15 protein-coding genes are annotated in these 16,244 nt (G+C 34.7%); all 15 read right to left on the minus strand.

Features of this window, described 5'->3' with window-relative positions:
* Nucleotides 1-3: 3 nt before the first annotated feature.
* The 15 genes from A3223_RS07315 to A3223_RS07385 are packed head-to-tail and all read right to left on the minus strand — an operon-like array spanning nucleotide 4 to nucleotide 16,239.
* On the minus strand, nucleotides 4-1,308 hold the full coding sequence (locus tag A3223_RS07315) for a glutamate-1-semialdehyde 2,1-aminomutase (protein ID WP_257639271.1): 1,305 nt from the start codon (nucleotides 1,306-1,308) through the stop codon (nucleotides 4-6).
* Nucleotides 1,280-2,305: a Gfo/Idh/MocA family protein gene (locus tag A3223_RS09850; protein ID WP_084109761.1), complete on the minus strand. Its 1,026-nt coding sequence runs from the start codon at nucleotides 2,303-2,305 to the stop codon at nucleotides 1,280-1,282. Before A3223_RS09850 ends, A3223_RS07315 begins: the two co-directional genes overlap by 29 nt.
* Nucleotides 2,302-3,021, minus strand: coding sequence for an acylneuraminate cytidylyltransferase family protein (locus A3223_RS09855; protein WP_084109762.1), 720 nt, complete (start codon nucleotides 3,019-3,021; stop codon nucleotides 2,302-2,304). The genes A3223_RS09850 and A3223_RS09855 overlap by 4 nt, the downstream gene beginning before the upstream one ends.
* On the minus strand, nucleotides 3,021-4,067 hold the full coding sequence (locus A3223_RS07330) for a nucleotidyltransferase family protein (protein ID WP_084109763.1): 1,047 nt from the start codon (nucleotides 4,065-4,067) through the stop codon (nucleotides 3,021-3,023). Before A3223_RS07330 ends, A3223_RS09855 begins: the two co-directional genes overlap by 1 nt.
* A complete protein-coding gene (locus A3223_RS07335) occupies nucleotides 4,064-4,723 on the minus strand; it encodes a PIG-L deacetylase family protein (protein ID WP_084109764.1) in 660 nt (219 codons plus the stop codon). Before A3223_RS07335 ends, A3223_RS07330 begins: the two co-directional genes overlap by 4 nt.
* Entirely contained in the window at nucleotides 4,720-5,601 is an 882-nt protein-coding gene (locus A3223_RS07340) for a formyltransferase family protein (RefSeq protein WP_084109765.1), read from the minus strand. The genes A3223_RS07335 and A3223_RS07340 overlap by 4 nt, the downstream gene beginning before the upstream one ends.
* On the minus strand, nucleotides 5,598-6,761 hold the full coding sequence (neuC, locus tag A3223_RS07345; RefSeq protein WP_084109766.1) for a UDP-N-acetylglucosamine 2-epimerase: 1,164 nt from the start codon (nucleotides 6,759-6,761) through the stop codon (nucleotides 5,598-5,600). The genes A3223_RS07340 and neuC overlap by 4 nt, the downstream gene beginning before the upstream one ends.
* Nucleotides 6,758-7,759 carry an N-acetylneuraminate synthase gene (gene neuB / locus A3223_RS07350; protein ID WP_084109767.1) on the minus strand — a complete coding sequence of 334 codons (1,002 nt, stop codon included), beginning with the start codon at nucleotides 7,757-7,759 and terminating at the stop codon, nucleotides 6,758-6,760. Before neuB ends, neuC begins: the two co-directional genes overlap by 4 nt.
* Nucleotides 7,749-8,636: a methionyl-tRNA formyltransferase gene (locus A3223_RS07355; protein ID WP_084109768.1), complete on the minus strand. Its 888-nt coding sequence runs from the start codon at nucleotides 8,634-8,636 to the stop codon at nucleotides 7,749-7,751. The genes neuB and A3223_RS07355 overlap by 11 nt, the downstream gene beginning before the upstream one ends.
* 30 nt (nucleotides 8,637-8,666) lie before the next feature.
* Complete coding sequence (locus tag A3223_RS07360; RefSeq protein WP_084109769.1) at nucleotides 8,667-9,818, minus strand: LegC family aminotransferase; 1,152 nt, start codon at nucleotides 9,816-9,818, stop codon at nucleotides 8,667-8,669.
* The gene (locus A3223_RS07365) at nucleotides 9,805-10,995 is read right to left on the minus strand and encodes a UDP-N-acetylglucosamine 4,6-dehydratase (protein WP_084109770.1); all 1,191 of its coding nucleotides are present in this window, start codon (nucleotides 10,993-10,995) and stop codon (nucleotides 9,805-9,807) included. The genes A3223_RS07360 and A3223_RS07365 overlap by 14 nt, the downstream gene beginning before the upstream one ends.
* Nucleotides 10,992-12,680 (minus strand): ABC transporter ATP-binding protein, encoded by a 1,689-nt coding sequence (locus A3223_RS07370; protein WP_084109771.1) that lies wholly within the window; start codon nucleotides 12,678-12,680, stop codon nucleotides 10,992-10,994. Before A3223_RS07370 ends, A3223_RS07365 begins: the two co-directional genes overlap by 4 nt.
* Nucleotides 12,673-13,719, minus strand: coding sequence for a GDP-L-fucose synthase family protein (locus tag A3223_RS07375; RefSeq protein WP_084109772.1), 1,047 nt, complete (start codon nucleotides 13,717-13,719; stop codon nucleotides 12,673-12,675). Before A3223_RS07375 ends, A3223_RS07370 begins: the two co-directional genes overlap by 8 nt.
* Nucleotides 13,720-13,722: 3 nt before the next feature.
* A complete protein-coding gene (gmd, locus tag A3223_RS07380) occupies nucleotides 13,723-14,865 on the minus strand; it encodes a GDP-mannose 4,6-dehydratase (RefSeq protein WP_084109773.1) in 1,143 nt (380 codons plus the stop codon).
* A gap of 3 nt (nucleotides 14,866-14,868) precedes the next feature.
* Nucleotides 14,869-16,239, minus strand: a complete 1,371-nt coding sequence (locus tag A3223_RS07385) for a mannose-1-phosphate guanylyltransferase/mannose-6-phosphate isomerase (RefSeq protein ID WP_084109774.1) — start codon at nucleotides 16,237-16,239, stop codon at nucleotides 14,869-14,871.
* Nucleotides 16,240-16,244: the final 5 nt, after the last annotated feature.

Genomic DNA, 16,244 nt, shown 5'->3' on the forward strand with positions numbered 1-16,244 from the left:
TCCTTAATTAAATTTTCTAAACACTGGCTTGATAGGATTGCCTACTAAATATTTTTCATAACCCTCATCAACTGCTTTTTTGTAAACTTCAAAAGTTTTTTCTAGTGCGTTTTTTGTCTTTGTAAGTTCATTTTCTCCATGAGCATAAGAAAGTGCCACCCAAGGAATAAGCACGCCATTTTTGACCATTTCTTGAGAAAAAAGAGTTCTTAACCCTAAAGAATTTTGACCATTTTTATCAAAGGTCAAATAGTACGGACTACACTCTATCCCACCTACTACGAAATTTCTTTCAATTTCATATTTTTTTGCAAGCTCATTTATCATTGAGATTAGTTTTGTACCATAACTCCAAATATACTCAACCACATTATTCTCTTTCATAAATTTCATAGCCGCAACAAATGCGCCTAAGCCACTCATCTCTGCACCATGTGTTGTTGATAGTAAAAAAACTCTTTCTTTTCCTTCAAATTCTATACTGCCAAGCTGCATTATCTCTCTTTTTCCAGCTATAGCCGCAACTGAAAATCCGTTTGCCATTGCCTTTCCAAAAGTACATAAATCAGGTTTAATGTCGTAATAATATTGAGCCCCTTTTAGATGCCATCTAAAGCCAGTTATCATCTCATCAAGTATAAATACTGCTCCATTTCTATGGCACAGATCTCTTACTTTATGTAAAAAATTATCTTTTGGGTGCTCTGTTGTAGCCGGCTCTAAAATCACACAAGCTATTTGATTAGGAAATTCATCAAAAAGCCTCTCTAAGCCCTCAATGTTGTTGTAACCAAATATCTTTGTGCCCTCAGTATCCTTTTGAGGTATACCCTTGGTAAGTTGAGTAGAGCCAATAAACCAGTCATCATAGCTAAAAAATGGGTGCTCTGCACATCTTGCAACCAGCTCCCTTCCAGTATATGCTCTACTAAGTTTGATAGCTGCTGTTGTTGCGGTTGAGCCATTTTTAGTAAATTTAACCATGTCAACACTATCTATCATATCTATTAATAATTCAGCAGCCTCTAGCTCTATCATGCTAGGCTTAGTTAGATTGTTTCCAAATTCTATTTGCTCGATCGCTGCTTTGTTTATTTCTTCATTTGCGTAGCCTAAATTTACAGCCCTAAGTGCCATTCCATAGTCCAAAAATTCTCTACCATTTTCATCATATACATATGCGCCTTTCCCTCTTTTTAAAATTTGTGGGGCATTGGCTGGATACTGGTCAAATCCTCTACTGTAAGTATGGGCACCGCCCGGTATTGCTTTTAATAATCTATCTTGATAAGTCATGTCTTCCCTCACTTATTTCTTCTAGCTTATATAAGTTCTGCAATACCCTGTAATCATCCTCTAGTCTATTTGGGTATGTCGGCACCTCTCCGTTTTTGACCTCTTTTATACTATTTATATAATCTTTTAACTCATTAATATATGGCTCCTCCGGATTAATATATCCACTTTCTACTGTTCCTGTGCCAAATTTTATCCTATTCCAATCATTCATATTAGTATTTATGTATCTGAGTTCATTATTATCTGCACTATAAACTATTTCACCTTCTGAACCCAATATTCTCATTTCCCTAGTAGCTCTAGGTTTTGATATTACTTCTATAGTTAAATTTCCCAATACATTATTTGAATGTTCTAAAATACAATGATATATATCATCTATATTAGCATTAATATCTGTTATTTTTTTTCTCACGCACGCCAGTGGTCTAGAGTCACCGAAAATATCATTTAACCATGTTAACTCAAATGGAACTATTTCCCTACAACCACCAGTATCAGGATTTGAAACATAAAAGTCTTCTATTTTTTCCCAAGGGTGCCAATCTGGCAAATACTGACCAGTTTGATAGTTATAATTAAGGATTTTACCTATTGCTTTTTTATTAATCAGTTCTTTTATCTTTATAGAAATAGGATAATATTTCATTGTGCAAGATGGTGCTATCAAAATTTTTTTATTTTTTATTCTCTTTGATAATTCTAAAATTTTTTCAGCCTCAACAACAGAAGCCTCTATAAAACAGTTGATATTGTTTTTTTCAGCCAAATATGCGTAATGCATATGTACGTTTGGAGGAGTGGATATTATAAATACATCCGGATTAAATTCGCTCATTGCTTTTTCAAGGCTATCATAAGTTTTAATACTATATTTTCTTTCAGCTTCACACCTTCTATCCTCTCTTGGCTCAAAACCAGCAATACTATCTTTATAGCCAAGCGCAATTAAATTTCTAACTCTTCTTTTACCCATTGAGCCCAGACCGATTACTAGAAAATTCATTTCAATCTCCATTCGTATTTCATTATATTTTCGATTGCCAAAAAATCATATAGATCATCTATTTCGTAACATTGATATCGCTTTATCTCATAAAAAGTATTTCTTTGCGTATAAAATGTTTTTTCTTCTAGAAAATTTTTTATTTTAACTATATAAGCAACTCCATAAGGAAAATATGCCTTTTCATTATCCTGTCGCCTTGTAGTAAATTTGAGCTCTTTACAAAATGGAACGATATGACCATTATTTAAAATTTTCTTCATGATAGATGGATGCTCATGCACTTCCCCTATGCTAGATATTGAGTCAAATTTTTCTTGATTATCTACTATTTTTTCTATCATTGTATCTACATCATCATTTTCTCTCAAAGGCGATGTGGGCTCTAATAAAACTATATAGTCAAACTCTTTTTTTAATTCATTTTTATAATAATCTATAGTATGTTTTACGGTATCAAAGGTTGTAGCTGTGTCACTTGCCAACTCGCTTGGTCTTAAAAAAGGGACATTTGCATCATATTTTTTTGAAATTTCTGCAATTTTCTCATCGTCAGTGCTAACCATGACTTCATCTAAATATTTACTATTCAGCCCAGCCTCTATACTCCATACTACAAGTGGTTTTCCACATAATTCTTTAATATTTTTTCCAGGTAGCCCTTTGCTGCCACCTCTTGCCGGTATAATCGCTAAAAAACTATTATTTTTATACATTAAAAAACTTCTTTATATTCTTCATTTGCTTTTTGGTATTCTTCAATACGTCCGATATCAAGCCAATATTCTCTGATCGGAAATGATATAACATTTTTACTTAATTTTATTAGCTTTTCAAACAGCGTAGGCATATCATAAAACTCATTTTTTGGTATTAGATCTAAAATTTCAGGTGAAAGCATATATATCCCAGCACTTACGAAAAATTTCTGCACTGGTTTCTCTGAGATCTCTACTATCTTGTTGTCATTCATTTTTACAACGCCATAAGGCACTTCGTAGTCATACTCTCTTACACACATTGTAGCCGTCGCTTTATTTAGCGTGTGGTAGTTAAAAATATGCTCGAAATTTACATTTGTAAGAAGATCGCCATTCATTACAAAAAATGGTTCGTTTGGTCGCTCTTTAAGTAGGCTTAATGCACCTGCTGTACCCATTCTTTTTTGCTCTAAAATGTAGTCGATGTTTACTCCAAATTCTTTGCCGTCACCAAAATAGTCCTTGATGATGCCTGCATTAAAATTTACACACATAGTAATATTTACAAAGCCATACTCTGCAAATTTCTCAACTATCGTTTGAAGTATCGGCTTGTTTCCGACCTTTAACATTGGCTTTGGAGTATCTTGCGTAAGTGGTCTAAGTCTAGTACCAAGACCTCCTACCATTAAAATGACTTTGTTTGTCTTGATCTTTGGCTCAACAAGCTCTTCTATCTCTTTTAAGTCTAATACTATTCCGTTATCATCTACTATTGGTATCTGGTGAAGTTTTTTGGATAATGCTATCTTTAAAATTTCTTCTTTTGTATTAGAAATTTTTGCAACAGCTGGCTCTTTATAAATGATCGTCTCTATAGAGCTGTCAAGGTCTAGCCCTCTTAATATGCCTCTTCTTATATCGCCGTCAGTCAGTGTTCCAAGAAGCTTATCATTATCATCAACAACTAAAGCTATCTGCATAGCTCCGATATCTATAATTCCCAAGGCTTCCTTTATAGTGGCATTTTGTTTTAGCTTTATGTTTTCTATGTTTTTCATAAAATTTCCTTTAAAAGCATAAAACTTTCAGCATATTCACACCCACAAGTTGCCCCCCTTAAGACAGCTAAAGCTCTTATATTCTTTTCACTTCTTGGAAATGGATGCTCAGCAACTTCGCTCTTAAAAATTTTCATAATTTCTATTTTTTTTTCAAAATATTCGCTTATATCAACAAATGAATTCGGTATAAAAGAATCTTCTTTTGTGCTAGGCGCAAATTCAGTTTCACTTAATGTCTCCATCATATATATCTTTTTGATAAATGGATATCTAAACACTTTTGTACAGCTATAGCTCGCCTCAAAAATTTTCCTATGGTCACTATGCACGTCACCTTTAAATGGAAGGTATATAATGCTTGGCCTTACCTCATTTATTACCTTTGAGACTTTGCCTATAAGCTCGCTCATACTATACTCATCTACTCGCATTGTCTTAAGCCCCAAACTAAAAACACCATCAAATTTATAAACGTCTGAAGCTTGTTTTATCTCATTTTCCCTAGTAGTATAATAATCGCTACCCTCGTCTATTTTTGTACAAATAAGCCAATAAATTTTATCTCCATTATGCTTGTGCTTAAGTAGCGTACCACCACAACCCAATGTCTCATCGTCTGGATGAACGGCCACCACAAGAATTTTGCTTTTCATAAATATTCTCCAACTTTAGGCAATTCTTTGAAACCATGATCTATAATTTTGATTGCCTTATCATATGTTTTTACCATAATACTCTTGCCATCATTCTCTAGAACTTTACCAAATTCAATATTATTTTGGTCAAATTCCACTTCCTCTACCTTCCATATAGATATATCTTGCCCATTATATTCCACATGAGCTCCAACGTAAGGTTTTGTTAACGCCCGAACAAGATTATATATCGCCCTAGATGTCATTCTAAAGTCAATTTTTCCATCTACCTTACCTCTTTTTCTCCATACATTAGCCAAATCATTATTTTGTTTGATTGTTTTAAAACTATTGTTTTGTAGCTTTGGCAAAAAGGTTTCTATTTGCTTTAGTGCAACATTTGAAACTTTATTATATAGGCTTTTTGCATCATCTTCGTATAAAATTTCGATCTTTTCTTGAGACAATATATCCCCATCATCTGTACCTTCTGTCATGAAAAAGAATGTAGAGCCACTGTCATTAAGTCCAAGAGCCAAAGCCCAAATAAGCGGGTGTCTACCTCTATTTTTTGGCAGCAAAGCTGGATGATATCCAACAACTCCCATTTTTGGTAAACCGAGTAAATCCTTTTTTATTAAATTTGACCAGCCAAAGCAAAATATAATATCCGGACTTAAACTTCTTATCCAAGCAATATTTTCATTAGAATTTATATCATCTATATATTTAAATGGAATATCTGCCTTCTTGCAAAGTGGAGTTAAATCCTTAAAATCAGAGTTAAAATCAGATTTTTTTTTGGTGCAAATTCCAACTATTTCCGCGTTTAGTTCGATAAGCTTTTTTAAGGCTTTATATGAAAACTCGACAGTACCTATAAATAAAATTTTCATAAATCAACCTTTAAATCATAAAATGATTTCTTCAAAATATTTGTTAAATCCACTTTTTTTATAACTTCTATTATTTTTTTACTAGCACACCCATTGCCATACGGATTTACTACACTTTTTAAAACATATTGAAATTCGCAAGAATATACCTTATTAAAAGCTTCTAAAATAGAATTTTTATCGGGCTTGCAGTCAATTACGCTAGACGCCTTTATGCGTCCCTTTTGTCTATCTCCGATATTTACGGTAGCTATCTTAAAGCTAGGAGCTTCCGCAAGCCCGCTAGAGCTATTTCCAACCACTGCATCTACATACTGAAGAGCACTCAAGTATCTTAATTGTCCAAGAGAAGTGAAACAAACTGATTTATCTTGGTTATTAGATACATATCTGTCAATCATTAAATTTATAATTCTTCCATCTGTGTCACTATTTGCCTTCGTAAATATAATATTTGTATTTTCTAGCTCATCTATAGCATTTAATAACGCTTGAAATTGCTCTTCTGCAGTATTATTTTCCAAAGTAACAGGATGAAAAGTAACTAATAAATTTTTTTTATTTAACTTAAAATTTATTGACTCCTCAAACTCTTTTTTATTTAAGAGTTTTAGTCTTTTTATATTTTCTACTCCCATGCCACCTACGTTATAAACTCTATCTGGATGCTCGCCAAGCTGAATCACCCTATTTTTATATTCATTAGTTGCAGTAAAATGCAAATGGCTCATTTTGGTAATACTATGCCTTATTGCTTCGTCTATTAATCCTTCGGTTGCTTCTCCGCCGTGGATATGGGCGATCGGAATTCGAGCTATCATTGCAGCACTAGCTGCACTAAATATTTCATATCTATCACCAAGTACAACAACAATATCTGGGTTGAGCTCTTCATAAGCCTCACTAAAAGATATCTGAGCCAGCCCCATTGATTTTGAAATTCCTATAGATGTATCTGACGATAAAAGAATTTCTATCTTTTTATCTATCTTAAATTCTTTTTCTATCTCTTTATATGTGAGCCCAAATTCAGGACTTAAGTGCATGCCAGTAACAATAAGCTGAAGCTTAAGCTCACTATCTGCCTCGATCTCTTTTAAGAGCCAGTAAAGCAGGCCATATTCAGCTCTAGTGCTTGTCACTACACAAATTTTTCTCATATCAACTCATCTTGTTTATAGTCTTTTTGTGAAATTTGCCCGATCACCTCATCCCACCTCATAGGATTTATGCCGTCTCCTGGGCGTTTTACGCAGATATTTTGCTCGCTAAAAATTTCACCTTTTTTTATATCACACCTAGCCATTATCGATTTTCTAACTATTTTTATGTTTTCACGCTCGCTATCACTAAAATGTTTTAGTCCATTTCCAAGTGCTAGCTCGATATTTCTAATGGCTTTAACCATCGCCACTAGCTCATCTGGCTCAAGACTAGCCTTATGATCAGGTCCAGGAAGACTCTTATCAAGCGTAAAGTGCTTTTCTATGATCTTTGCACCCATGGCAACCGCTGCGATATCAACCTCGATGCCAAGAGTATGATCGCTATATCCGACCTCAAGACCAAAGGCATTTTTAAGAGTTATCATCGCCTTTAAATTTACATCCTCCATTGGCGTTGGATACTGCGTATTTGCATGAAGAAGACTTATGTTTTCACGTTTCGTGCCACTTTTTACAAGTGTTTCTATCGCGGCTTCCACCTCGCCTAAATTTGCCATGCCAGTTGAGAGAATGATCTTTTTATTAAGCCCACCTATCTGCCTAAGATAAGGTAAATTTGTTATCTCGCCACTTGGGATCTTAAATGTACTAAGCCCAAGCTCATCAAGAAGCTTTATACTGTCGCTATCAAAAGGTGTTGAGAGAAACGTGATATTTTTTTCTTTGCAGTAGGCTATGAGCTCTTTATGCATATCCTCATTTAATTCAAGCTTTTTTATCATCTCAAACTGACTCTCGTTTTTATCGGTAGTTTGTTTTTGATAGTTAGCCTTTTGTGCGTTTTTTGAAACTAGGTTTTGAGCTTTAAAGGTTTGAAATTTTACCGCGTTAGCGCCAGCTCTGGCTGCTACATCGATCAGTTTTTTGGCTAAATTTATATCGCCATTGTGATTAACCCCAGCCTCAGCTATGATAAAAACCCTATTTGACATCAAATCTATCTCCTACTTTTATCTTTCCAGCATACTCATACTCTACAACTTTTATAAAGCTATCTCGTGTTTTAACCAAAAAAGAATCTCCATCTTTACACAAGATCGCGCCAGGTATGCATTTGTATAGCGGTGCATCCTTTATAAGCTCTACTTTATTTATTTTCATCTCTTTACCATTTAAAAACGCCCTTGCTACTATAGCCGGATAACAAATGGCACGTACAAAATTAAATACCTCTCTGCTTGTTTGGTTAAAATTTAAATTTTCATCGCCTTCTATACGTCTTGAGCAGTAAAACCCAACACCCTCTTGTTTTTTGGACTCTGCTTTACCGTTTTTAAATAGACATATCGCCTGATATAGTATGTTCGCACACTCGCTATGCGCTTTTGTTAGTATGCTTTTGTAGTCATCGTTGTCTGTTATGTCAAAACATTTTTGTAAGATTATGTCACCGGTATCTATACCAGTATCCATATAATGTATAGTTATTCCAAATTCTTTTTCGTCATTTATCAAAGCCCAGTTTAGGATATTTCTGCCTCGATAAAACGGTAATTTACCTGCGTGACAATTTATAGTTTTATATTTTGGCAAATTTATGATCTTGGGTTTAAAAATTTGATTAAAAGACATTGATACAAACAAATCACAATCATATTGTTTAATTCTGTCAATAAACTCATCAGAATTTATATCTTTATGCTTTAAATAGTCAATTTTAAATTCGTTTGTATAATTTAGAAGTTTTTCATCATTTGAATCATACCTGGCACAGATGAATTTTATCTCTATATCTTTGTCTTGAATGAGTTTGTCAAATGCATTGTGGCTCCAAACTCCATCTGCAAAATACCCTATTTTAAGCTTCATACCACTATCCTTATTATTTTGCGTATATGGCTAAACTCTTGCGCTGCTTGGGATATTTACTATCCTATCGCTTAGAAATTTAGCATTTTTTAGCTCATCTCTTTGGCAGTCCTTAAACATATCAAGCTCATTCATAAGCTGCCAGATAGGTCGTGTAAAAACGCCATTTTCATTACTAAATTTCAAAAACTCATCTCTTTTTTCGCGACTATCAAATAGCACCGCATTTAGCCAAAAATTTGACCTAGCGTCCGCTGGCTCATCTATAAATTTCACATCATCAAATTTAGAAAAATACTCTTTATAGATCATCGCAAGCTCGCGTTTGCTCTTTAAAAATAGCTCTAAATTTTCAAGCTGCGCCACAAGTAAGGCTGCATTTAAATTTGGTAGGCGGTAGTTGTAGCCTATCTCGCTGTGGCGGTATTCAAAAGGATGTGGCACCTTGGCCGTTGTGGTGATAAATTTAGCGTGCTTTGCTATCTCCTCGTCGTTTGTGATGATAGCTCCGCCTCCTCCGCTTGTGACGATCTTATTGCCATTAAAGCTCATCGCTGCAAGCTTACCAAAATTCCCTGTATGAGTGCCCTTGTAGTAGCTGCCAAGGCTCTCGGCGCTATCTTCTACCAAAGCGATGTTCCAACGCTTGCAAATTTCAGCTATCTCAACTATCTTGCAAGGTAGCCCGAAAGTATGCATAGGCACGCAGGCACGCACTATCCTGCCGCTAGTTTTATTTACGCAGTTGCCGTCTTTTAGCTTGCAGTTTTTCTCTAAAAACTCGCTAAGCGCTGCTGGCGACATACCAAGCGTGTCAAGGTCAACGTCCACAAAAACTGGCTTTGCAAAAAGGTAGCTAATGGCATTGCAAGTGGCTATAAAAGTAACTGGCTGGGTGATCACTTCGTCATTTTGCTCTACGCCGGCTAACTTTAGGCAGATGTGAAGCGCAGAGGTGCCATTTGTCGTAGCAACTGCAAATTTTGCTCCTACCATTTGAGCTAGCTTGCTCTCAAACTCATCTACAAATTTACCAACACTTGAGACAAAGCTAGAGTCGATGCATTCAAGCAGATATTTTTTCTCGTTGCCTATAAATTTAGGCTCGTGAAGTGGGACTTTGTCCTTACCAAAGGTACTTTTTATAAATTTCAAAACCTCGTCAAAATCACATTTTTTCATCGAGATATTTTCCTGTTTCTTTATGCATAAAATTTGGTATGAGCTCGAAAACTTCGCGCAAAACGTCCTCTTTGCTCCATGTCAAGCTTGATTTTAAATTTAAGATGTTGTTTTTGAAAATTTCCAGCTTTTTGCTGTCAAAATTTGCATCATTTTTGACTATGCCGATGTTTTGAAGTCTTTGCATGTCAAGCTTCTCGCCATCAACGAAAAACTCCTCATAGTCCTTCTCTCCAGTCGTATCGCTAGGCGCAAAAAGACAAGGGTAAAAGCCATCTTTTGGAAGCACTTTTGCAAGCTTTCTAGCCTCCTCCTCATTTTCACACAAAAATGGCTCGTAGCCTAAATTTGCTAAGTACCGCTTGGCTATCTCACTAAATGTTATGAGGTCTAAATTTTTATCTAGTTTTGGGAAAAATATATCTCTATTTTTCCCAAAAATGGTGCTTAAAAGGCAGAGCTCGCCGCTCTCTTTTGGTGTTAAAAAGTAGCGTCTGACATCATTTGGAGCGACTATGGGCTGGGACTTTTCTATGCGTTTTTGAAAACCAAAAAGAAGCGAGCCGTCGCTAAATGCCACGTTTGCAAACCTGGCCATCGAGACGTCGATCTCTAAAGAGTGCCTAAACGCAAACATCTCCATGATGCGCTTGCTAGCTCCCATTAAATTTACAGGGTTTGCGGCCTTATCGGTGCTGACGCAGAAATATTTTTTTGACTTCATACCAAAGGCTTGTGCTAGTGTTTTGTCGGTGTTAAAGATATTTGTTTCAAGCATTCTCATGAGTGTAAACGGATCTTTTTCGCTTCTAACGTGCTTTAGCGCTGATAAATTTAACACGTAGTCAAATCTACCACTTTGCGCCAAAAGTGCGTCAAATTCGGCACTTGCAACATCTATGGCAAAAGTTTTAAAGTCGCCATTTATATATCCAAACTCGCTTCTTATGTCACGCACTAGCTCGACAAGGTTGTTTTCAGAGATATCAACGACGTATAGTTTTTTTGGATCTCTTATAAAAATTTCTTTTGTCACGGCTGAACCGATAGAACCGGCACCACCAATAACTAGAAAGCTCGAACTTGAAACTATCTCTTTTAAATTTTTCCCAAGCGCATTTATATCATCTTCAAAAAGATTTTTCGTGCGTCCTATTAAACTTAAGATATTGTTCATATTATTTTTCCATTAGATAGCATTATCTTCCTATTACATCTTTCAATTGTACTTAATCTGTGTGCGATTATTAATAATGTCTTATCTTGACTTATTTCATATATCTCGTCCATTATTTTTGCTTCTGTTTCGTTATCTAAAGCACTTGTTGCTTCATCTAATACTAAAATTTCGGGGTCACTATATAGAGCTCTAGCTATTCCTATTCTTTGTTTTTGTCCGCCACTCAACTGAATTCCACCATCTCCAACCAGTGTGTCTATCCCTTCTTTTGAGGATAAGAAATCATATATATTAGCCTTCTTTAAGACTTCTATTATTCTTTCTTTATCATATTCATAGCCAAAAGCCACATTTTCTCCGACTGTACCATCAAAAAGATATATCGATTGTGGTATATAGCCTACTTTTGATCTATAAGATTTTATATTATCAGAAGTTAATTTCTTTCCATCTATGATTATTTCGCCACTAAGAGGTTTATATAATCCGATAATTAAGTCAACTAGTGTGGACTTTCCACTCCCACTCTCTCCTACAAAAGCAATTTTATCACCTTTATTTATAGTTATATTGATATTTTTAAGAACCTTTTTATTTTTATTATATTCAAAACTTACATTTATTAGCTCTATTTTGTTTTTAAAATCCATAAAATCTTTACCTTCTGTTTGCGGAGTATAGCTAAGATCGCTATATACAATATCAAGAGAGCTAGATAAAAACAAAAGAGTATTATAGTTAGAAAGTATTCTATTTAAAGCAGGAAGAATTCTATATAAAGCTAGAGCATACATAGAAATGATTGGCAAAACAAAGTTTGCATCATTATATTTAAAAAGAACGTAGACAACAATTCCTATAAGAACACCAAAACCAATCGTTTCTAACGAGAGTCTAGGTAGTTGGCTTAAAGTATTACTTACAACATTAGCCTTTGCATAGCCATAGCTTATACTAGAAAATTCACTATAAAGTTTTTGTTCATTCTGTATAAGTTTTATAATTTTAAAATTTCCAAATGTTTCATTTAAAATTTTATAAAATCTTGATTGCATTATTGATCTTCTTGTGCCTTCTTTTTCTATTCTTTTTTTTAGAAAAAACAATAGAAATAATACTTTTGCCCCCAAAAGAATAGTTAAAACTAGAGTCATTTTCCAATTCATTAAAAGCAATAAGGTATACAGCAATACTATAGTAAAAAATTCCGAGAATATCAAAAGTAGGCTTTGCATATAAAAAGAAAGGTTTGAAGCTTCATTTACAATAGTCTTTATTAGTTCCGAACTATTTCTTTTTACAAATCTTTTATACGGTAAATTTGTATAGTTTTTAAAAAGTCTAAATGCAAAAGAGTGAAATCTTCCAAATGCAAATTTGTTAAGCAAATAATTATAAAATATCGAGTAAAAAGCTCTAAAAATATAAAAGCCTATTAAAAAAAGACCAAAAAAAATCATAAAATTAGTAGTAGTAGAAAAGTCAAAAAAGTTATAAATTTTTTTTGAATATTCGTTACTAACTATTTTTGATGGATCTGATGCTAAGGTAATAAACGGCATAATAGCAGATATTCCAACAGTTTCAATAACCGACAAAAAAATACTCATAAAAATCAAAATAATAAAATTTTTCTTTTCTTGTCTTGTTGTTATTGCTAATAGCTTTTTTAAATTAGTCATTTAAATACCACTCATAAAGCGTCTTTATTCCATCTTCAAGCTCTACTTTATGCTTCCAACCAAGAGAGTGGAGCTTTGAGGGATCCGTTAGTTTTAGCATCGTGCCATCAGGCTTGCTATCATTAAAGTATGGCTCGCCTTTAAAGCCAACTATATTTTTAACCAAATTTGCTAGCTCTTTTATAGATATATCTTTGCCAGTTCCTATATTTATATGCGTATTTCTTATCTCTTTGCTATTTTTGTCATAAGTATCTTTAAAGTCTCTATTTTTCAGTAAAAATACACAAGCATCGGCCATATCTTCTGAGTGTAGAAACTCTCGTCTAGGCTCTCCTGTACCCCAAATTTCTACTCTATCTTTTGAAATGCCAAATTTACCAAGATAAGCCATAGCTTCATTTATATCTCTTGCTTTTAGATCTTTTACCACTTCGTCAAATTTTTCTTCGCTTAAAAGCTTTGCTAGGTGTATCTTTCTTATAAGTGCTGGCAATACATGCGAAGTTTCTAGATCAAAGTTGTCGTTTGGACCATATAAATTTGTAGGCATAACAGATATAAAATTTGTGCCGTACTGTAAATTATAGCTCTCACACATCTTCATGCCGGCTATTTTAGCGATCGCATATGGCTCATTTGTGTATTCAAGTGGAGATGTCAAAAGCACCTCCTCCCTCATTGGTTGCGGAGCATTTTTAGGATATATACAAGTACTTCCCAGAAATAGTAGTTTTTTTACCTTATGCACATAGCTTTGATGGATCACATTATTTTGAATTTGCAAATTTTCATAGATAAAATCAGCTCTATACGTGCTATTAGCCACTATTCCGCCGACCTTTGCAGCAGCTAGCACCACATACTCAGGCTTTTCTTTTTCAAAAAACTCATAAACTGCTTTTTGATCCATTAGATCAAGCTCATTATGAGTTCTTGTGATTATGTTTTCATAGCCTTTTGATTTTAAATTTTTCACTATAGCAGAGCCTACCAGTCCTCTGTGTCCTGCTATATAAATTTTACTATTTTTATCCATTTCTTACTCGAAATAGCTCATTATCTCATATCCGCCATCTTTTAGATAGACATCTTTTGTCATGAGTTTTAAGTCTGACTTCATCATATCATTTACTAAATCTTGAAGCTTAAATTCTCTCTTCCAGCCTAGTTTTTTCTCTGCTTTACTCGGATCTCCAAGTAGCAAATCAACCTCCGTTGGCCTAAAATATCTTGGATCCACACAAACCACAGTTTGTCCGATACTTAAATGTAATATATCTAAATTTAACTCTTTTGCTTTTTCAAAATTTAGTGAGTCCACGACTCCTACCTCATCTACACCAGCCCCTTCAAATCTCAAATTTATGCCAGCATAAGCAAATGCAAATTTTACAAAATCTCTAACCGCTGTTGTTTGTCCAGTTGCTATCACCCAGTCTTCTGGCTCTGGGGCTTGTAGTATCATCCACATCATCTTTACATAGTCTTTTGCATGGCCCCAGTCTCTTTTGGCATCTAAATTTCCAAGATAAAGCTTGTCTTGAAGCCCAAGCGCTATCTTACTAGCTGCTCTTGTGATCTTTCTGGTTACGAATGTCTCGCCTCTAACTGGTGATTCGTGATTAAACAATATGCCATTACAAGCAAAAATGCCATAAGCCTCTCTATAATTAACCGTTATCCAGTACGCATACATCTTTGCGACTGCATAAGGACTTCTTGGATAAAATGGAGTCGTTTCGCTTTGCGGCGTCTCTTGTACTTTTCCGTAAAGCTCAGATGTAGAGGCTTGATAAATTTTAGTCTTTTTCTCAAGCCCTAGTATCCTTATAGCTTCAAGAAGCCTAAGAGTACCTGTACCATCAGCATTTGCGACATATTCTGGTGTCTCAAAGCTAACATGTACATGGCTCATGGCAGCTAGGTTATAAATTTCATCTGGCTGTACTTCTTGAATGATCCTTGTTAAATTCATAGAGTCCGTCATATCGCCATAGTGCAAGAAAAAATTTCTATTATCAACATGAGGATCTTGGTAAAGATGATCTATCCTATCTGTATTAAAAAGACTCGTTCGCCTTTTTACACCATGGACTATATAACCTTTTTTTAGTAAAAATTCCGCCAAATACGATCCGTCTTGACCAGTTATACCAGTTATTAACGCTACTTTTTTATCCATAAATCACCTTTTAAAATCATCGTCTAGGCGAATTATATCATCTTCACCTGTATATTCACCGACCTGAGCTTCTATCAAAACCACAGGAATTTTTCCTTCATTAGACAGCCTATGAACTTCGCCCATTTTTATATAGATAGACTCATTAGGACAAACGAGTCTAGTTGTCTCACCTATCGTAACGGTGGCACTACCTGATAGTACTATCCAGTGCTCATTTCTATGAAAATGCTTTTGCAAAGATAGCCTTTTGCCAGGTTTTACCTCTATTATCTTTATCTTATAACCATCTTGATTTTCAAGGACAGTGTAGTTTCCCCAAGGCCTATTTGTCGTAATATGGGCATTACAAAGCTCAGAGCTCTCCTCTTTTAAAATTTCCACCACATTTTTTACTTTTTGGCTAGAGGATTTTTTAGATATTAAAAGAGCATCTTTTGTATCAACTATAGTTAGATCATCAACATCTATCAAAGCTATTTTTTTACCACTAGATAGGACTAGATTATTGTGAGAATTTATCTGCACCAGATCGCTATTTATTGTGTTTCCATTGATATCTTTTTGTAGCTGCTCATCCAAACTATCAAAACTTCCAAGATCACTCCAAGATGCATCTAGGGCTACCATTTTTACGATATCAGACTTTTCCATCACAGCATAATCTATGCTATTTTGCGGAATATTTTGCATGTCAATAACATCTATCTTGATATCAATTTCGTCTTTTTTTGCGTTATCAAAAGCTAATTTACATGCTTCAAGTATCTCAGGAGCAAAAGTTTTCATCTGATCCAAGAAAACGCCTGCCTTAAAGACAAACATACCTGAATTCCAGTAGAAATTTTGATCTTTTAGAAATTTCACTGCCCTTTCATAGTCTGGCTTTTCATAAAAAGCCTTCACATCACCATTATAGCTCTCTATATATCCAAATCCTGTCTCAGGCGACCTTGGCTTTATGCCAAAAGTAACCAAAAAATTTTGCTCTGCCAGCTCCTTTGCGGATTTTACGCTTATGTGGTATGCTTTAATCTCTTTTATCAAATGATCCGATGGCGTTACTAAAACAATCTCATTTGGATCAAGTGCGAGGCAAGCTAATGTGATCGCTGGTGCAGTATTTCTACCGACTGGCTCAAGTAGATATTTAAAATTTGTGATATTTAAATTCTCTATCTGATCCATCGCCAAGTAGTAGTGATCGATATTTGTAATCATAAATGTATTGTCACAAATTTCACTATTTCGTAGTGCAGTTAGCTGAAAAAGTGACCTGTCATCAAATAATTTAATAAATTGTTTTGGCATCAAAGTCCTGCTAATAGGCCACAACCTCGTACCAGAACCACCACATAATAATATATTTGTCATAAATT

This window comes from Campylobacter concisus, assembly GCF_002092855.1.
In the GTDB taxonomy this organism is placed as follows: domain Bacteria; phylum Campylobacterota; class Campylobacteria; order Campylobacterales; family Campylobacteraceae; genus Campylobacter_A; species Campylobacter_A concisus_AI.